15 protein-coding genes are annotated in these 19,154 nt (G+C 71.6%); 7 read left to right on the top strand and 8 right to left on the bottom strand.

Annotation, left to right across the window (positions count from 1 at the left end; all coding sequences use genetic code 11):
• Nucleotides 1–16 precede the first annotated feature (16 nt).
• The 3 genes from ACR9E3_RS24495 (at nt 17) to ACR9E3_RS24485 (ending at nt 4,147) form a co-directional block, all read left to right on the top strand.
• Nucleotides 17–1,486: a hypothetical protein gene (locus ACR9E3_RS24495; RefSeq protein WP_460383257.1), complete on the top strand. Its 1,470-nt coding sequence runs from the start codon at nt 17–19 to the stop codon at nt 1,484–1,486.
• A gap of 436 nt (nt 1,487–1,922) precedes the next feature.
• Nucleotides 1,923–2,168 carry a hypothetical protein gene (locus ACR9E3_RS24490; protein WP_460383255.1) on the top strand — a complete coding sequence of 82 codons (246 nt, stop codon included), beginning with the start codon at nt 1,923–1,925 and terminating at the stop codon, nt 2,166–2,168.
• Nucleotides 2,169–2,311: 143 nt separating this feature from the next.
• A complete protein-coding gene (locus ACR9E3_RS24485; protein WP_460383254.1) occupies nt 2,312–4,147 on the top strand; it encodes a glycosyltransferase family 4 protein in 1,836 nt (611 codons plus the stop codon).
• Nucleotides 4,148–4,256: 109 nt separating this feature from the next.
• Here ACR9E3_RS24485 and ACR9E3_RS24480 read toward each other — a convergent pair whose 3' ends face one another.
• From ACR9E3_RS24480 to ACR9E3_RS24445, 8 genes are all read right to left on the bottom strand, one after another.
• Nucleotides 4,257–4,703 (bottom strand): MerR family transcriptional regulator, encoded by a 447-nt coding sequence (locus ACR9E3_RS24480; RefSeq protein ID WP_460383253.1) that lies wholly within the window; start codon nt 4,701–4,703, stop codon nt 4,257–4,259.
• 171 nt (nt 4,704–4,874) lie between these two features.
• Nucleotides 4,875–5,387: a hypothetical protein gene (locus ACR9E3_RS24475; protein WP_460383251.1), complete on the bottom strand. Its 513-nt coding sequence runs from the start codon at nt 5,385–5,387 to the stop codon at nt 4,875–4,877.
• A gap of 240 nt (nt 5,388–5,627) precedes the next feature.
• Nucleotides 5,628–6,125, bottom strand: a complete 498-nt coding sequence (locus ACR9E3_RS24470; RefSeq protein WP_460383250.1) for a cupin domain-containing protein — start codon at nt 6,123–6,125, stop codon at nt 5,628–5,630.
• 87 nt (nt 6,126–6,212) lie between these two features.
• The gene (locus ACR9E3_RS24465; RefSeq protein WP_460383248.1) at nt 6,213–9,017 is read right to left on the bottom strand and encodes an AAA family ATPase; all 2,805 of its coding nucleotides are present in this window, start codon (nt 9,015–9,017) and stop codon (nt 6,213–6,215) included.
• A gap of 12 nt (nt 9,018–9,029) precedes the next feature.
• A complete protein-coding gene (locus tag ACR9E3_RS24460; RefSeq protein WP_460383246.1) occupies nt 9,030–9,401 on the bottom strand; it encodes a VOC family protein in 372 nt (123 codons plus the stop codon).
• 5 nt (nt 9,402–9,406) lie between these two features.
• Nucleotides 9,407–9,925 carry a VOC family protein gene (locus ACR9E3_RS24455; protein WP_460383245.1) on the bottom strand — a complete coding sequence of 173 codons (519 nt, stop codon included), beginning with the start codon at nt 9,923–9,925 and terminating at the stop codon, nt 9,407–9,409.
• A 57-nt stretch (nt 9,926–9,982) separates the two neighbouring features.
• Nucleotides 9,983–10,792 carry an oxygen-binding di-iron domain-containing protein gene (locus ACR9E3_RS24450; RefSeq protein WP_460383244.1) on the bottom strand — a complete coding sequence of 270 codons (810 nt, stop codon included), beginning with the start codon at nt 10,790–10,792 and terminating at the stop codon, nt 9,983–9,985.
• A 67-nt stretch (nt 10,793–10,859) separates the two neighbouring features.
• Nucleotides 10,860–13,766, bottom strand: coding sequence for an ATP-binding protein (locus ACR9E3_RS24445; protein ID WP_460383243.1), 2,907 nt, complete (start codon nt 13,764–13,766; stop codon nt 10,860–10,862).
• Nucleotides 13,767–14,093: 327 nt separating this feature from the next.
• On the opposite strand from ACR9E3_RS24445, the gene ACR9E3_RS24440 reads away from it, so the two are divergent.
• The 4 genes from ACR9E3_RS24440 to ACR9E3_RS24425 all read left to right on the top strand — a co-directional run.
• Nucleotides 14,094–14,510, top strand: coding sequence for an ester cyclase (locus ACR9E3_RS24440; protein WP_460383242.1), 417 nt, complete (start codon nt 14,094–14,096; stop codon nt 14,508–14,510).
• Between the two features lie 1,131 nt (nt 14,511–15,641).
• Nucleotides 15,642–16,706, top strand: coding sequence for a rolling circle replication-associated protein (locus ACR9E3_RS24435; protein WP_460383241.1), 1,065 nt, complete (start codon nt 15,642–15,644; stop codon nt 16,704–16,706).
• 608 nt (nt 16,707–17,314) lie between these two features.
• Complete coding sequence (locus ACR9E3_RS24430) at nt 17,315–17,878, top strand: hypothetical protein (protein WP_460383240.1); 564 nt, start codon at nt 17,315–17,317, stop codon at nt 17,876–17,878.
• Between the two features lie 298 nt (nt 17,879–18,176).
• A partial coding sequence (locus ACR9E3_RS24425; RefSeq protein ID WP_460383239.1) for an AAA family ATPase occupies nt 18,177–19,154 on the top strand: 978 nt, incomplete at its 3' end.

Below are 19,154 nucleotides of genomic sequence, written 5' to 3'. Positions count from 1 at the left end.
TCGGCAGGCTGATCTCGTGACCGCGACCGCGTCGGTCCCCGGCCGCACCTCGGCCGCGGACACCACGGCCCCGGCCGCGCCACGAGCGGCCCGGCGGGTCGTCCGCGCCTGGCCGGCGGCCTGGGGCGCGCTGCTCGGCGCGCTGCTCTTCGCCGTGGCCCGTCGCGCGATGCCCGACGACGCGCTGATCTCCCTCTCGTTCGCGCGCAACCTCGCCGAGCACGGGCAGTGGGCGCTCACGACGGGCATCGAGTCCAACTCCGCGACCTCGCCGCTGAACATCTGGCTGCTCGCCGGCCTGGACGTCGTCACGGGGTACCGGGCGATCGTCGCCGCCGGCCTGCTGCTGTGCCTGTGTCTCGCCACGACCGCCGCCTGGCTCGACCGTCTCGGCGGGGCCGTCGCCGCCCTGCTCGGCCCGGCGCTCCTCGTGACGTCGCCGGTGCTGTCGTCGGCCGTCGGGCTCGAGGTCTTCCTGTGCGCCACCGTGCTCGTGGGACTCGTCCGGTACGCCGACGACGGACGCTGGGTCGTCACCGGCGTCCTGGTCGGCGCCTCGTTCCTGGCCCGTCCGGATCTGGTGATCGCCGCCGTCGCCGCGGTCGTCGTGCTGGGCGCGGCGCGGCATCCGCGCCTGTTCCTCGCCCTCCCGCTCGGCGCCCTCGTCGCGCTGCCCTGGGTGCTGTTCTCGTGGCGGCACTTCGGCTCGGCGTGGTCGAACTCGGTGGCCGTGAAGTGGGCCTACGGGTCCTGGAGCGGGTGGACCCTGACGATGCCGGGGTACTGGTGGCCGCGGTTCGGCTGGGCCGCCCTCGCCGTCGCCGCGACCCTGGTGCTGGGGCTGGCCGCGGTGGGCGTCGCCGCGCGCCGCCGCCAGTGGCCCGCCGTGGCCCTCGGTGTCGCCGGTGCCGCCCACCTCGGCGCGCTGGCGTGCGCCGAGACCCCGCCCATCGAGTACTACCTCGCGCCCGCGGTCGTCGGGCTCGGGCTCGCCCTCGTCCTGGTCGCGGCCCGCTCGCGGCCCGCCGCGCTCCTCGTCCCCGGGACGCTCGTCGCGGGGTGCGTGGCCGGCTCGATCGCGCACGGATCGCTGTGGGCCGACGGCCTCGCACCGATGCGCCAGAACATGGCGACCGACGCCGAGTACGCGGCGATCGCCCGCGACCTGCCGACCGACGGCGTCGTGCTGAGCAACGAGATCGGCGCCCTGGCCTTCCACTGCCAGGACCACGGGTGCACCGTGGTCGACCCCGCCCTGTCCGACCCCGGCCGCGTCGACGGCCTGGTCTCGCGGTGGCGCGCGTCGCACCCGGGCTGGGAGCTGAACTACCGCCACTACGCGGTCCCGCCGCGGACCCCGGTGCGCTACCGCCTCGAGATGGGTCTGCCCGAGCCCGGCGCGCACGGCTGGCCGGTGACCCGCACACCCACCCGTCACGGCTGGGCGCAACTGGTCCCGGCGCCGGACCCGCTGGCGGCGGACTGACCCCGACGTGCGACGAGGGGTGCCCGTCGGACCGGAGCACCCCTCGTCGACTTCTCGGCCTGCGGTGCCGGACCGGGTCCCGCGGCGTCTGGCGGTGCCGAGCGGTGACCCTGACTCCGGCATCGGAGGAGGTGGTCGCTCCCCGGTCCAAGAGCCCGGAACCGGTGGAGCGAGCCGGTGATGACGGTAGGGACGCCGGCCGGCGTCCGGACCCCCGCGTCGAGGAACTACTTCCCGGTGTGGGTGTTGACCCTGGTCACGGGGCCGCACTCGATAACGGCTTGATAACGCTCGGGCCGCGGGGCGCGATGGGCCCCCGACGGGGATCGTTCCCCCCGGCGATGCCCCGTCGAGGTCGGGTCCCGTCGCGGTACGCGCCCGTTGCCGCTCCGGGACCCGACCTCACCCACCACATCCGGCAGAAGGGCGACGTCACATGAGCCGCGCAGGACGGAACCTCCCGGAGCCCGATCGGGATCCCGGGCACGCCGGCGCCCCACCCCCGCTGTGGAACCTCGACCCGGCGGACGACCCGACGTTGCCGCCGCTGCCGGCGCTCTCCCACGACGAGCGACCGCGCGGCGAGGGCGTGGGTCAGATGGTCCTGCTCGTCGCGCTGGGACTCGTCGCGGCCGTCCTCCTCGGGCTGGTCGCCGCCACCGAGGCGGGCCTGCTGCGCTGAGGAGCGACCGGCGGCGGCGGACACCACCGGGCGACACCCTTCCGGGCCGGCGTCGTTGAACCCGGTGTCCGTCCGCCCTGGTGCTCCGGTCCGGAGATCACCGACGGCGTGGACCGTGCCCCCGGCGAGAGGACAGCTGTTCCGTGGGGATCGACACGCGCCGGCAGACGGGACCCGCATTCCTGGTCCGCGTCCTGCTGCCCACCGTCGCCGTCGTGGCGACCGTGCCGCCGACCCTCGTCGGGCTCGACGCGCCGACGGTGACCGTGACCGACCTCGTGGTCCTGCCCTGCATCGCCCTCGTGCTCGCGGGCGTCGGGCTCTCCGCCGCCGGGACGTGGCAGCTCCTCGCGTTGGGGACCCGTGCCGCGCCGGTCGCCGGCCTCCTCGGCGGCGCCGTGCTGCTCGGCGAGGGCATCGCCATCGGCACCGACCTGGAGCCCGCGACGTCGTCCGGTCTGATGTTCGGGGCGGCCGGCGGAGCGCTGGCGGGTGCCCTGCTCCTCGGGGTGCTCGTGCGCTGGCAGAGCCGGTCGGGGTGGAGCGCCGCGACGGCCCGGAGCCTGCGCCGACGGCTGGTCGGGGCGACTGTCGTCGTCGCGGGTCTCGTCGTGACGCGGGCGTCGGTACCGGCGTGGCTCGTCGCCGTCGGCGTCCTCGTGATCGTCCTCGTCGGGCTGCCGCTGCTGGCCGCCCGGCTCCGCGTCGGTGTCCCCTCCGCCGAGCTGCCGCCCGAGCCGGCGCCGACGGTTCCTCCCGACGTCGCGGCGCTCGCCGCCGCCGACCCCCACGGGACGATCGAGGTGACGCCGCGGGCCGCGTCCCGCGCGGTCCCGCGCGGCCCGAGTCTGCGGGTCCTGCACGTCGGTGCCGGCGACGCCGAGCTCCACCGTCGGCTCGCCGCGGCCGGACACCAGGTCACCGTGCTCGGCCCGCGGACCCCCGGAGTGCAGGAGCGGATCGAACGCCACGGTGCCGGGTGGGTGCGCTGGAAGCCCTTCGGTGTCCGGTGCGGGCGGACCCGGGTCGGGCAGCTGCTCGCCCGGACCGGCGCGGCGGTCGTCGCCGCACGCCACACCGACGCCGACGTCGTCGTCGAGGAATTCGCCGCGCCGCTCGGTTCGCTGGCGATGCCGCGCTGGGCCCGTCGACCCGTGGTCGGCGTGGCGATGTGGCTCCCCGTCCCGGCGCCGACCGATCGGTGGGCGCCGCTGCACCGCCTGCGCTGGTCGGCGATCCGGAGCCACCGCTCCGTCATCGTCCGGTCCCCGGGCACGGCCGAGCAGCTCGCCGCGGCGGGGTCCCGCGCCCACGTCGCCGTCATCTCCGACGGGATCGACCCGGCCGCGCTGCGTCCGGCGTCCGGTCGTCGCGGGGACGACGTCGTCGTGCGCGTCGGGCACCTGGGCGTGGTCGCCGCGTCGGTGAGCCTCCTCCTCCAGGCCTGGGCGCAGGCGCCGGTCTCCCTCGCGGGCCGGCTGGTCCTGGTGAACGCGGGACCGGCCGAGGACGAGCTGCGACGGTCCGCCGCCCACCTCGGGCTGGCGGAACGGGTGGAGTTCGTGGACCTCTCCGGGGAGACGGAGCACGCCCGGGTGGCGTCGTCGCGCATCGCGGTGGTGCTGCCCGGCGCGCCGGATGCCGCGACGCGGAACGCGGCGCTCGAGGCGCTCGCCGTCGGCACCCCGGTGCTCGGACCCGACGTCGCCGTCCTCCGCGACGTCGTGCCGTCCGGTGTCGGGGTCCTCGTGCCCTCCGACGGCGACGCGGCCGGCCTCGCTCTCGCGTTGCGGGAGCTGCACGGGGACCGGGACCGCCGGGATGCGGCGGCGGCACAGGGACCGCGCCTGGCCCGCGTCCACGACCTCGACGTCCTCGCCGGCCAGACCGAGGACGTCTACCTCGCGGCGGTCACGCGCGGATCGATGGGCGGCCGGGACGGGCAGGGACTCGACCGGCGCCGCCTCGTGCCGCGCTGACCGACCGTCCGACCACGGCGCCTGTGGTCGGACGTGTCAGCACGCGGTGCTCAGCAGCAGCCGCACGAGCACCCGTCGCAGTTCGGGTCCTCGCAGCACGGACAGGCCGTCAGGTCGAGCATGCGTCACACCTCCCTTCCCTCTGTGCGTGGTCCGGCGGGCACCAGGTGCCCGGTGCCGGGTCGGGGCAGGTCGTGCTGGGGAGCTGGTCGGCCATCGCGACGAGGTCGGCGCGCAGCCGGGTCAGCCGGTCGAGCTCGGCGTCGATCTCGGCGATCCGGCTGCGCAGCAGCGGCTCCGCGGGCTCGCACGGGCACTCCCCGGTGTCGCGGACCGCGAGCAGGTCCTTGATGGAGGCCAGCCGCAGCCCGAGCCGTTGCGCACCGCGGATGAACTGCACGCGGTCGATCGCGACCCCGTCGTACCGCCGGTGGGCGCCGCTGGTCCGGGCCGGCGCCGGCATGAGCCCGACGCGCTCGTAGTACCGCACGGTGTCGGGACGCAGCCCGGTCCTGGCGGCCAGGTCGGAGATGGTGAGCACGCCCGCGTCGGTCATGGGACCACGCTAGAACTTGGAGTGCGCTCCAGAGTCAAGGAGAAGTCGAGAACGCCGGTCGGCACGAAAACGAACGGCGAGCTCGCTGCTCCGGAAGCAGCGAACTCGCCGTTCATTCCTTCGTCCGGGCGGGGCGCGGTGGTCAGCGGTCGCCATCCGGAGTCCCGCGACTCAGGTGCAGCTCCACGTGCCCTGGACGTGGGTCACGCTCTCGTCCCCGGTGGTCGAGGTCCGGATGTCGAGCGATCCGGAGGTCCCGCCGGGGTCGACGGTGAACGTGCCGGTGTTCTCGCCCCCACTGTCGGTGACGTAGATCTGGTCGCCGACCGTGACGGTGGCCAGGCCGTGCTCGGGGTCGAGACCGGTGTCCATCGGGAACGACCCTTCACCGGGGTCGCCCTGGCTGAAGGCCACGGACATGTCGACCGGGGTGCCGTCGAGCGTCCCCGTCACCTCCCAGAATCCCCCGCCGATGCACGAGGTGGAGGCGTCGGCCAGCGTGCCGCTCTGCGCTCCGCTGAACGTGATGCTCGTGTTCTGGGCTCCGGAGTCCGAGTCCGCCCAGGAGTCACCGGGGTCCGAGTACGCCGTGGCGGACGCGGTGCCGGCGGCCGCGAGCATGATGCCTCCGGTCACGAGAACGGCGGCGGAAAGGCGGGCGAAACGGTTGCTGGTGATGCTCATGATGTCCTCCGGCGAAGTGTCGGAGCGATTCCTGTCATCGGCTCCGGTGTGCCTCAAATGATCGGCATTCGCCGGGGAGAGCAACAGTTGCCTGGACGCCAGAGAACCCTTACCTCGCCGGGAGGATCCCGTGGTGCCGGAGAGCAGGCACGGCACCGAAGCGGGACGACGCCCACGGGTGATCCATGGGGCGCCGGAGCCACCGGCGGGTTCGTGGGTCGAGGTCGACGAGTGATGTCCTCACGTCGAGTCCGCGGCGGGGATCATGGCCCCGGGCGGGCCGAGGTGTGTGATGTCGTGGCGGCTCGCGACCGCGGTCATCTCCGCGGGGTCGGGGAAGAACGGTGCCTCGGGAAGGGCGCGCTCGCGTGCGGGCTCGCTGAGCGCGGCGACGAACTCGTCCATACCGCCGGGCATGGTGATCGCCAGCGTTCTGAGCAGCTGATCACCGCGGGCGCGGTAGCCGTGGGGGATCTCGCGCGGCAGCCAGACGAAGCCGCCGGCCTCGGCCCGGAACTCGGTGTCGCCGCTGAAGCCGACCAGCGAACCGGCCAGGACGTAGAACGCCTCGTCGGCCCGATGGTGAACGTGCGGTGGCGTCGCGAACCCCGGCGGGTGCAGGAACTCCACGATCGACATCGTGCTGCCGGTACCGGTGGCGGACGCCCGGATCGTGGCCAAGGTACCGAGGAACCAGTGCTCGTCGGCTGTGTCGGTGCTTGTCGTGTAGACGCTCATGTCGAGCTCCCCCGGTGGTCATGTGGTTCACCGAGGATGGCGTTCGGGTCGGACCTCCGGGGAGGGGATCGGCCCGTACTTAGCGGGTCACCACTCGCGGCGGGCGGCGCGGGACACGAGCTCGAGCCGGGTGGCGGTGCCGGTCTTGACGAGCAGGCGCTCGACGTGCTTCTCCACGGTGCGCGGCGAGAGGTAGAGCCGCTCGCCGATGGCCGCGTTCGACAGGCCGTCGCCGACGAGCACCAGAACCTCCATCTCGCGGCCGGTGACGCCCGCGGTCCGGAGCGAGCCGGGAATCGACGGCCCGGCCGTGTGCCGGCCGGGTCGCCCTCCGCTGCGCGCGAGCAGCCCGCGGCAGGCCGCGGCCACGCGATCGTGGCCGGCCGCCGTGAACCACGCTGCGTCGTCGCGAAGCCAGCCGGACGGGTCGCCCCAGCCGTCGGTCACAGCGGCTTCCGCGGCGAGCCGCCTGCCGAGCCTTCGGTGGAACGGAATCTCCGGGTGGCGTGCGAGCACGTCGTCGGCCTCGCCGAACGCAGCGGCCGCCTCGTCCGCACGACCGCTCCGCCCCCACGTGATCGCTCGCGCGAACCCGACGAGCCCCGCGTTCCAACGGGGGAGGCCGGCGGCGTCGAGGTGCACGAACGGGTCCTCTCCGACCAGGGCGAGCGCCACGGCCGCCAACCCGAGGGTGGGAGGTGAGGAGACCGCCGGGTGCGCGCCGATCAGGTCGAGGCCGCGGCGCAGGTGCCCCACGGCGCGGTCCCGGTCCTCGATGACCAGCGCGCGCAAGGCCCGGTTGCCGCAGGCGGCGACCTCGACCAGCGGGTCCGGTCCCCAGGCGACCGCCTCGGCCTCGAGCGCGGCCGCGGCCGCCCTCTGCCCGAGGGCGACCCGAGCGTCGGCCGCGAAGATCAACGCGACCGGCAGCGTCGCGAGCCCGACCCGCTGGGCGACGGCCACACAGTCTTCGGCCTCGGCGATGGCCTCCTCGCACCGTCCGCGCATGAACAGCACGCCCGCCCGGTGCAGTGACACCACGTTCGCCGTGGCCACCGCACCGGTTCGGTCGGCGAGCTCGCGCGCCGCGTCCAGGCGATCGAGTCGCAGAGAGCTCAGAGTATCGATGGTCGAGAGTTCGTGCAGGCCGCGCATCTGCCACACCGGCAGGTCGTGGGCCTCGGCGATCGCGCACGCCCGGCTGAACAGCTCCTCCGCGGCGCGGATGTCGTGCAGACGCGTCACACGGCCCAACACCTCCAGGGCCTCGCACAGCACGGGGAACGGCCCTCCGTGCTCAGTGGCAGTGATCGCTTCCCGCGCTCTGGCCGCGGCGAGCGCGATCCGACCCGTGGCGATCGCGATCTGCGCCTCGGCCATGTCCACCTCGGCCGACACTGCCCGATCAGCGGGTTCGCCCGGATCGGAGGTCACCAGCTGCCGTGCCGCGTCGACGCCGGCGCGCGCCGCGACCCAGTCGGCGGCCGCCGTCCAGGCGCGGGCGGGACGCAGCTGGGCCCGGGCCATGCGTTGCGGCGACCCCGTGGTCCGGCGGAGGAGGGCGAGCAGGCGCTCGGTGGTCGTGGCCGTGTCGACGGGCCTGCCCGCCAGCGCCAGAACGTCGGCCAATGCCTCGTAGGCCGGTACAGCGGTCGCGGCGTCGCTCCCCGCCAGGCCTACTGCTCGGCGCAGGGTCTTCTCTGCGGTCGCGAGCGCCCCACGGTCGGCGTCAGCACGTCCGCCGCGGGTCAACAGGGCCGCCGCGCGACTCCGGTCACCGGCCGCTTCAGCGAGCTCGGCAGCAAGACCGTCCCGACCGGCGAGACCGGGATCGGCCTGTTCGAGGGCGGTCAGCGCCCGACGGGCCCACGTCGCGTGCTCGCCAGGCAGCAGGGAGGCCAGGACGGCCTCACGGTGCAGGGCGTGCCGGAAGCCGATGCCGCCCGCGAGGTCGAGCACACCGGCCGCACCCGCCTCGCGCAGTGCATCGCCGGTCTCGTCGATACCCAGACCCACCGTGCTGGCCACGACGACGCCGTCGCAACCCTCCCCCAGGACAGCCGCGGCGAACACACAGCGGCGCGCCGGGGTCGACAGTCCCCTCACCCGTGCCGTGGTGAGCTCCACGAGCGTCTCCGGCACGCCCGCACCACTCGCCACGAGCTCTTCGACCAGCAACGGCGAGCCCTCCGCCCGTGCCAGCAACCTCCCCATCTCCTCGCTCGGTGGATGCCCCAGACAACCCGCCGCCATCTCGGCGACCGCGGACTCGCCGAGGGGGCCGAGGCGGAGCACCGCCAACACTCCTCGCCGCGCGAGTCGGTCGAACGCTTCGAGGGCCGGGCCCGACTCGTCCCGCGCGGTCAGCAGGAGCAGACACCGCGTCGCGGCGACGTTGTCCGCCAGGTACTCGGCAACGGCCAGCGTGTCCGGGTCGGACCAGTGCAGGTCCTCCAGGACGAGCACCCGTTCACCGAGCAGGCGCAACATCGCCTCGGCGACGGCCCACGGACGATCGGCAGGCGCGTCGGGTGCCTGCACACCGGTCAGCAGCCGGTCCACGACCATGCGATGGGGACCTGACGGTCGCGCCGCACGGTCCAGGCCGGCCAACGCCTCGACCACCGGCCGGTAGCCCCCCGTCACGCCGGGAACCGCCCGCCCGACCAGGGTTCCCGACTCCGCGCGAACCACCTCGCCCACGAGGCGGGACTTCCCGATACCGGGCGGCCCGATCAGCGCCACCGCTGTGCCCTCGCCGCCTCGCGCCACCGCACCGGCCCGCCGCAGACGTCCCAGCTCGATCTCCCGCCCCACCAACCATGGGCAGCGGGCCCTCGCATCCCCCACGGGAGGGATATAGCCGCGCACCCCCCACGGCGCAACGGTCACCGTCGCGGGGGATCACAGCGAGCGCGTCAGCAGTTCCATGTTGTGGCCGTCGGGGTCGGCGAAGTAGACACCGAGGCCTCCGTGGAGCTGGTTGATCCGCCCCGGTTCGGCATGGAAAGGGTCGGCCCAGAAGGCGACCCCGGCTCGGCGGAGTCGCCCGAACGCGGCGTCGAACTCGTCGTCACCGACCAGGAACGCGTAGTGCTGCGGGGTCACGGCCTCGGACGCCGGCCCGTAGTCGAGAGTCACGCCGTTGCCGAGGTGGAGCTGCAGGAAGAACTCGTCGTCGTCTCGGACCTCGAGCCCGAGGAGGTCGGCGAGGAACCGCGCCGAGATCGCGGGGTCGGAGCTCCAGATGATGGTGTGGTCCAGACCGATACTCATCGACCTCACCCCATGTAGATCATCTCGAGGGCGACCCCGTCGGGGTCGGCGAACTGGAACAGCGCGGCCGACAGCCCCTCGATGACGACGTCGCGCACGGCGCTGCACTCCACCCCGCGGGCTGCGAGGTAGGTGTTCCAGGTGTCGAGCTCGCCTCGCGAGGTCGTCATGAAAGCGAGGTGGTCCAGGCCGGTGCGCTGAGGCGCGAACGCCTCGCCCGCGTTCGTGTCGTGGGCATCGAGACCGATGTGCACGTGGGTGCCGGGACGCATCATCAGCGCGGTGCATCCGCCCGGGTAGTGCTCCTCGCCCCACTGGACCATGCCCAGCATGTCGCGGTACCAAGCCACGCTGCGGGCCTGATCGGTCACGGTGATGCCGACGTGGTGGAGCGCGGCGAGGGCCGGCGGGGCAGACGTCGGGGTGGTCGTCGGGGTGGTCGTCGGGGTGGTCGTCGGGGTGGTCGTCGGGGTGGTCGTCGGGGTGGTCGTCGGGGTGGTCGTCGGTGCCGTGGAGGCGTTCATGGTGGAGGAGTCCTCTCGGTGGTGGTCGTCGATCTCGTGGGCCGGTCTCGTCGATCGCTACGGGGCCGCGGTTGCCGCGGCGCTCATCCAGGACTCGAGATCGAGCTGGGTGTAGGGCGTGAGCGGCCCGATGTGCGGCAGGGTGTGCAGCAGCCGGAAGGCGTCCTCGAGGCGTGGGCCCCGGACTACGGGACCGTGCGCGCCGGCGGCCACGGAGATCGGCAGTTGCTGCACATGCTCGACCGCCGCCCCCCAGCGGTGGGCGTCGAGCAGGGCGTGCCAGGGGCTGAGCATCCGCTGCATGTCCAGGAAGCCGTCCCGCCACGGTGCGGCGGGTGTGTCGCCGGCCTCGACGGTGAACTCATCGACCGGCGCACCGAAGCAGTCGCCGCCCCAGTAGAACCCTGTCGAGGGGTCGAGCAGGCCGCGGGTGGTCGGGTTGTCGAACACCGGGGGGCGCACGGCTCGCAGCGTGCGGTCACCGACAACGACCGGGTCGCCGTCGTTGAGGAATCGGACGCGGTCGAGCGGGACGGCGATCCCCTGTTCCAGGGCCATGCGTCCCACCGCGAACCAGGTCGTCAGCACGGTCGCCCGCGGACACAGCTCGAGCAGGAGCGCGAGGTTGCCGACGTGGTCCGGGTCGTCGTGCGAGATGAAGATCCATCGAATGTCGGCGGGGTCGACCAGGGACCCGAGCTGCTCGAGCCATCGTGTGCGGTTCCCGGAGGTCCCGGTGTCGACCAGCACCGGCTCCTGCGCCCGGATGAGCGCGGAGTTGAGGAAGATGCGCCCGAACGGCGGGGCGTCCTCGAGCTGGGTGATCAGCCAGGTGTCCCGGGCGATCTCCACGGGGTGGTCGGTCATGACGGCTCCTCGAGTCGGTGCGCCATCGAGGGTCGCCCTGCGCGACGTGCGCCAGGCAGTGGTGGTTCTACGTATCCGCACCACGTACGCGGGCGATGCGCAGCGCCCACGTGGCGAGCTGGGCACGGTTGCGAGAGCCGGTCTTGGCCAGCAGACGCTCGACGTGCTTCTCCACGGTGCGCTCGGAGAGGTGCAGGCTCCGGGCGATCCCACGGTTCGCCAGACCCTCCGCCACCAGCGCCAGGACCTGCTCCTCGCGTGGAGTGAGCGCGCTGCCGCCCGTCCGCCCGCCGCGGGCGCGCGCAGCGCAGCAGGCATCGGCCGGGATCGGGAGCTCGAGAGCACGGAACCCTGCCTCGGCCTCGGAGAGCCAGCGTGACGGGTCACCCCACCGGTCCACTCCGGGCGTCGTCGCGACCAGCCGGGCGACGACCGCGCGCAGGAACGGCGCGGGGTCGAGGTCGCGCAGTGCCCGGTCCATCAGCTCGCGTCCGGACGGGGCGTCGGCAGCGTCGGTTCGCGGGCCCGCGGCCCCGAACGAGGAACGACCGCTTCGCACGGCCTCGGCCGCCGCGAGGATCCCTCGCCGCCAGCGGCTCGAGTCGGTGTGCCACCCGGCCAGCTCGGCGACGAGCGGTCGAGGGTCGATCCCGTCGACCGCGCTCACGAGCACGTGCATCACCAGCATCGGGGGGATCACCGAGGGCCGGGCCTGCCGCGCGATCTGCATGGCGCGCCGCAGGTGTCCGCGCACGGCGCTCACGTCGTCGACAGCGAAGGCAGCCGTGGCGCGGGACAGCAACAGCCCGATCTCCTCCATCGGCTCGCCGCGCGTCAGCGGCGCGGCCTCGGCCAGCACTGCCTCCATGGCATCGATGTCCCCGCGGAGAGCCAGCCCGCACGCTCGCACGATCAGCAGAGCCGGCACGAGCTGGCCGAGCCGGTACCGGCGGGCCAAGGCGAGACCGGCGTCCGCGTGCTCGAGGGTCTCGGCGACGTCGGCGCGTGTCCACGCCAACAGACCCAGACCGTTCTCGGCGACGGCTTCGGTCTCGGGTGCGCCGCAGGCCTCGGCGAGGGCTCGCGCGGCACGCAGGGCGCTCTCGTCGAGGGAGACGTAGCCGGTGGCGAACCCCAGCTCGGCCAGCGCGCGGGCTTCGCGATGTGCCGACGACGCCCGGCTCGCCACCACCCGGGCGCGCTCGAACGCCTCGATGGCGGCGTCCATGTCGTGCTCCCGCAGGCAGCGCCCGTGCACCAGACGTGCTTCGCACTCGGCGTCCGCATCGCGGGCTCGCTCGGCGGCCTCGATCGCGGCGACTGCGTGCCGGCTGGCGTCGTCGACGCGCCCTTCGCCGAGGGCCACCCCGGCCTGTAGCGCCTCGAGGCCCGCCGCGTCAACGTCGGAGGCCACGAGGGCGCGCGCCGGTTCGAGATGAGCCGCGGCCAACCTCCAGTTCGTCGCTGCCGTCGCCGACCGGGCCAGCGCGAGATGGACCGCCAGCCGGCGGGTGCCCTCGGGGTCGGCGCCCGGGACGTCGCTGCCGAGCTCGGCGAGCAGATGCTCGCCCACCGGGAAGGCATCCTCCATGCGGCCGGCCAGGCCCAGGGTCGTCACCAGCGCCGTCGTGGCCTCGAGACGCCGCGCCGTGCTCGCGTCGAGCGCCGACGCCCGGCGATGGACGGTCTCCGCGGTCGTGAGCGCTCCGCGCTCCAGGGCTCGCCGACCCGCCTCGATGAGCGACTCGGCCGCGACGTCGTGCTCCCCCGCGGCCTCGGCGAGATCGGCGGCCACCTCCACGAGATCCTCGGGCAGCGACGGGCACGACGCCCGCAACCGCGCGAGCACCACCGCCGACCGAGCGCGGCATACCCCCGGCGTGAGATCGGCGAGGAGGGAGTCGCGGATCAGCGCGTGGCGGAAACGGACGCCGGGTTCCGTGGACACGAGGAGACCGAGCGCCGCCGCGGCGCGCACCATCTCCTCGACCACCGATCGGTCGGTCCCGGTGACGGTCGCGACGAGGTCCGGGTCGACGCGCCGTCCGAGCAACGCGGCGTCGCACAGCAGGCCCTGCACGTCCTGCGCCAGCGTGGCGACCCGTGCTCGCACCGAGTCGTGGAAGGTCGCGGGCGGGCGGCCCCGTGCGGATTGCTGGACGACCCAGCGGTCTCCGTCGCGGACCAGTGAATCGTCGCTGCGCAAGCCCGCGAGCAACTCCTCCACGAAGAACGGCAAGCCGTCGGCCCGGTCGGTGACCAGCCGCAACACTTCCGCGGGGACCGCGGCGTCTCCCAGACAGGCCCGGGTCATCGCCACCACCTCGTCCGCCCCGAGACGACCCAGCGGCAGCTCCGCCGCGACGCGGCGATCGACGAGCGGACGGAGGCCCGTGATGACGCCACCGGTGTCCTGCGGCCGGGCGGCGAGCACCAACAGGATCCGCTCCTGCGAGAGATTGTCAGCGAGGTACTCGACCACGGCCGAGGTCTCCGCGTCCGCCCAGTGCAGATCGTCGAACAGGACCACGGCCGCCCCCGCTGCACGGGCCCGCTGCCGAAGGACCCGCAGGAAGCCTTCCGCCACCGACAACAGCCGGGCCGGAGCAGCAGCGGGGACATCCGCTTCCGTGGCGCCGTCGGGGACCAGGCCTGCCAGCGCGCCGCGGAACGGCGCGACCTCCGGGTCGTCCACCGTTGCGCCCTGACGGTAGGCGCTCATCAGGGCCTCCACGACCGGACGGAACGGTGCCGCTGTCGCCGTCTCGACCGCCCGGCCCACCAGCGCCACCGCTCCGGTCTGGGCACACCAGGACCGGAGCTCGCGCAGCAGCCGGCTCTTGCCGACCCCCGGCTCTCCGGTCAGGACGATCGTCGAGCCCCTCCCCCGGGCTGCTTCGTCGAGCGCGGCCCGCAGAGCTCGCAGCTCCTCAGCGCGACCGACCACTGTCGGCGAAAGCAGCGCTCCCCCCATCCGGCCAGTATCAGAGCCACCAGCCGGGAAACAAGTGCCGCTCCGCGGGCAACGGGCAGCGTTATGTGGCGAAGACCTGTCGAACCCGAACGCGCGAAGCGCTCAGGAGAACTCGGCCACGGGGAGCCAGCACCTGCATCCGCCGGTCCGCTCCTTCCGCCGCCCACCCGCGCCCCACCGGGGCACGTACGCCGTGCGCCGCGACGCGCTACGTAGCGGAGATACGTACGACTACCGCTGACGGCGACGTCGTCCGTCGCGAACCTTCTCGAGGGCCCACGGGCCCGAGAGGAGATCCCTCAGCGAGAGCCGACACCGGGAGACCTGATGGATGGCAAGCACATCGTCCAGCGCACCGCCGACACCTGGAACACGCGAGACCAGGAAGGGTTCTTGGCGTTGTACACCGACGACTGCGAGCTCACGGCGCCAGGCTGGACAGGGAAAGGCCGACAGGGCCTGCTCGAGTTCTGGTCGCTGTACATGACCGCCTTCCCGGACAACCGCATCACTGTCCGCACGCTCATCGAGGACAGCAGCGGCGTCGCCGAGGAAGGACTCCTCGACGGCACGCACACCGGACCGATGCCCGCACCGGACGGTACGGAGATCCCGCCGACGGGTCGACGACTCTCGGGGCCTTACGTCTGCATGCACCAGCTCACCGGCGAGCGGATCTCGACGAGCCGGTTCTACTTCGACCAGATGGACCTGCTCGGCCAGCTGGGGCTCACCGGAGAATGAAGCCAGCGTCGTGGGACGGGCAGTGTCCGTTCCACGACCGCCGCGCTGCCGTCCGAGTCGACACCCCCCGCCGACCGCTCGGGCGGCCATCCGATGGAGCCACGCCGCCGGGTCTTCGGGGGACCAGCGAGGGCACCCCGGGCGGGCCAGAGGCCGCGACATGGACACGAGCAGGGCCCTGCCGCGCTGCGACAGGGCCCTGACCTGCGGAGCCGCCTTCGGGATTCGAACCCGAGACCTACGCATTACGAGGCACCCGGGCGGGTCGCTCGTGGTGTTCCATCCCGGCTCTGAGCTGGGGTTCCGGTCTCGGTTGATACCCCTGAACGAGGACGGTTCGCGGGACAACTGCAACGACTGCTGCAACGACGGGAGACCCTCCCGCCGGCGGTTCCGCACGCCCTGACCGCGCCATCACGGCGCCCCGGTCGGCCTTCTCGAGAGGCCGGCCATGTTCCACCTTCATCGTCAGCACGACAACCGTCTGCTCATCGCACGCCTGCGCTTCGGGGGCTCTCCCTCGGCGGCGCGGGGTCGTCTCGGACAGGTCGGGCGCGCGAGGGCAAGGGCCACACCCTCCGTTCCCGGTGACGCCTCGAGCACCGCCGTGGCCCTTGCGGGAGTGCGACCGGGCTGTCAGACCCCGGAAGCGCCGGCGAGGGAGAGACACCGCCGCGACCACCTCCCCGCCGCACCCCTGCCCGTCCGCGTCGGCCCCTCCCTTGGTGGTGCCCGGGTCCAGGGCGGAGCGCCTGGCCGCCGGAGGACGAACCAGGGCAACACCGCGCGTCCCGGCGGCGTCCGATGACCAGGCCGTCGTCCTGGCGCTCCCTGCATGATCCGTGGCGCACGTACAACCCCGCGCCCGCTCCCTCCCTGTCGTCGGTGTCGGCCGTGGGAGGCGAGGTCGGCCCGCCGGCGCGGGTCGAAGACAGGAGCGGCCGGCGGAAGCCGGCCGCGTCCGACCCGGCCGCTGCCCCGGTGCCAGCCGAGGGCCGGCCGCCTGGGCTTGTTCTATGTGCCATATCGGGCCGGGAGGCCCAGGAATCGGCTTCGGTCGTTCCGGATGACCCGGGGTCGCTGTGGTCGCCCCGGTTCCCCTCCCCGGAGCTCGTCGACGCCGCAGCCGCATTGCTGCCCGCGGTCGCCGAGGAGGCGGGCACGCTCGCGGAGGGTCCGCGGTGGGAGCTGACGGTCGGGCCGGGCATGTTCGCCGTCGCGTGCCACGACTGGTCCCGCCGGGAGCGCACCGGCGAGCGGGCGTACGAGGCGCACGTGAAGGACGTGGACCAGGACGTCGCCGCGCATATCGCCACTGCCGAGTGGCCGGAGAAGCCGCCGCCGCGCTCGTCGATCACCGCTTGGTCGCGGAAGTCGCGGAACCGGATGACGCGCCGGCTGTGCGAGCTGGACTACACGCCGCTCTATCGGGAGGGCCGGCTGCCGGCGATGGTGACGCTGACCTACCCCGGGGACTGGCTGACGGTCGTCCCGACCGGGCAGGACCTGAAGCGGCACATGAAGGCGCTGCGGAAGCGCTACGTGCGCGCGTGGGGCGAGGATTGGTCGTGCGTGTGGAAGCTAGAGTTCCAGCGTCGCGGGGCGCCGCACGTGCACATGCTCTGCACTCCCCCGCACGGGCTGTCGAATACGACCGGCGAGCGCTTCGCCGTCTGGCTCTCCGCGGCGTGGGCCGGCGTCGTCGACCATCCCGACCCCGAGCAGCGCCGGCGCCACGGGCTCGCGGGGACGGCGCTGGACTACGCCGAAGGCCTCCGGGCGACCGACCCTCGTCGGGTGGCGGCGTACTTCACGAAGCATGGGCTGATGGCGGCGAAGGAGTACCAGCACGAGGTTCCCGCCGAGTGGCGCGAGCCTGGCCATGGTCCGGGCCGATTCTGGGGCGTGTGGAACCTCGAGCGCGCCACGCGCACCATCGCCGTGCGTCCCGAGGACGGCGTCCAGGCCGGCCGCATCGCCCGTCGCTGGGCTCGGGCGCAGCGGCGAGCACAGCAGACCTGGAAGCCGCGGACGTGCGCCCGCACCGGACGCGTACGCCTCCGCAAGTCCCGCTCGCGGGTTCGGCTCATGACCAACGGCAACCGCGGTTGGGTCGCCCTCAACCAGGGCCCCTCGTTCGTCGTCGCCCTGTCACGCTTCCTCTTCCAGCACCAACCCACACCACCATGCCTCTAGAGGCCCCAAGACCGGGCGACGTCCCCACGGCCTGATGACAGCATCTCAAAGCCCAAGCGCACCCCGCGAGCGCCGTCCCGGCGCCGATCAATAGGCTCCTTCGTCGTCGTCAACGGTTCGCCGAGTGCCCTTGGGGGATGCATGAGGTTGGCCAGTCATGGGGCGAGACCTTGACTCAGTTCCTCGCAGGCGACTTCTTTCGCCTCCTACTGGTACCGCTCCTCACGGCGAGTCTCGGCTGCTTCATAAGGTACTTCACGGCCAAGCTTGCGTCGGCTCCACCCCTGACGCCGCAAGTCTTCACGGTTTGGCCAGACCTCTTGATCGCCGCAGTCTTTAATCTGCTCCTACTTGCTTCTGACATCTCGAAGACTGCTGGAGCGCCGGTTCCTCCCGGAGCAAGTACAACCGAAGAATCGCTCCTTCGGCTCGCAGTAGGAATGATCCTCTTACTGCTAGTTCTATGGATCATCTCTCTAGTAGCTGCACTTCCACGGAGCCCCGGGTGGCGCAGAAACGTTTGGACATTCATCTTCCCTCATGTTGTCGCGCTCGTCGCGCTTGAGGTATCCTTGCTTCTGGCAAACACCGGAAAGGGCTGACTTGAGATGAACGTCTGGATTAGTCTCAGCGCAGCCCTTGTTGGCGCTCTTTTCACCAGCGAAATCGGTCGCTGGCCGGCCACTATCTCCCGGTCCGTAATTCAACGGTCTGCGTCGATGCTTCCTAGCGGATTTGCCGATAGATACAAGGAAGAGTGGCTGGCTGAACTCGCCACTATTAAGACCGGAATCGGTCAGCTTGCATTCTCGTCGCGAATCCTAATCGAGATTCCACGGATGCGCCGCCTTCTTACGAAGGCGTCTATCTCGACCGACGAGGCTATCAACGCCGAGCGAGTGAAGGCGAAGCGACTCCGCCGGAGTACCCTAGTGTTTGGTTCAGCGATTCTAAGTCTGGCTCTGGGCGTTTCGATCAGCTATCTCATCTCCACGGCAGCATCCGATTGGCAAAGCATTGCGGTCGCCTCAGGCGGGGTTGTCGCCGCCACTGCAGCTTGGGTTGCGGCCTACACGCGCGAATTGCCACAAAAACAGGCTTCAAATGAAGTCGACTTACCCGTCGTCATCCAATTACCACCTACACACGATCGTAACGACACGAGTTCATAACGACGTTCTGCTCGAGAGGGGCAAGCGGGGTTTCGACACTCACAATAAGGCCGGGGTAGGAAGCTTGACCTGTCCCGAAACCACGGTCGACTAGGTACGCCGTCTCCGACCAACGTCGTCTGTCTCATGACCAACCGGCAACCGTGAGTGAATCGCTCTCGATAGTCGGCCTGCCTTCACCGAAGCGCTCGCCAGAGCGCCAGACGACAGTAAGCCCCGTAGATGTAACACCGACACCCCGCGTGGGCGATAGTGGATCTACTAGGCCCCAAGGGCGGGCTACAGGCCAGGGGGACAGTTGAGACTCACGCACGTCCGTCTCAAGAATTTCCAGTGCTTTGGGCCGGAGCCCACAACCTTGTCGTTTACCGATTTGACGTTTCTGCTCGGACCGAATGCTTCTGGCAAGACCGCCTGCCTGCAGGCACTCTCCCGCATGTTCTGCGTGACCCCGTCGATGAGGAAAGTCCGCTCCTCAGACTTCCATGCTCCCGTGCTCGGCGAGCAGGCACGGAGCTTCTACATCGAGGCGAACTTCGAATTCGAGGAAACCGGTACCGAATCGCCTAGTCCTGCGGTCGCCGACCACTACGACCACATGCGTCTCGCATCCACCGATGGCCCACCGCAAGTGCGATTTCGCCTTGAGGCTGAAGTCGCAGAAGATGACGTTTCCGATAGTACTCTGATGTACATTCTCGAAGTTGACGAGAACGATGAACCAGCGAAAACCCTTGAGGTCGGCAGGTTGGACCGCAATCGCATTCATGTGCACTACATGCCAGCAAGGCGCGACCCCGCAGACCACATCTCCTACGGCCCCACGACCCTTCTGGGTCGAATTTTGCGAGCGGCCAGCTGGGAACAAGAGCGCGGCGCCGTCCAGATGTTCGCAAGAGACATGAACGATGCCGTCGTGAAGAACGACAGTATTCGCGGAATCGGCGACAACCTCACTGCTGCATGGAGCCGCCTTCACCGCGGCAATTTCTTCGCCTCTCCTACGTTGTCTTTCCTCGGTAGCGACCTCGATTCGCTGCTACAACAGGTCTCGATCGGATTCGGTCCGGCGCACGGTGAAGAATCCGTCGACTACGACCGACTGAGTGATGGGCAACAGTCCCTCCTATACCTGTCACTGATCCTCTCGGCTCACGAACTCAACCAGAAGGTCGTTGCGGGACGGTATGAGAACGTGGATGTCAATAAGCTCCGGCCTCCAACCTTCTCCATGATCGTTATGGAGGAGCCTGAGAATAGCCTCTCCCCCCACTCC

It is taken from the genome of Actinomycetospora sp. C-140 (assembly GCF_054796175.1).
The sequence above is the reverse complement of the archived record's forward strand: the minus strand, read 5'-3'. Positions and strand labels throughout refer to the sequence as shown.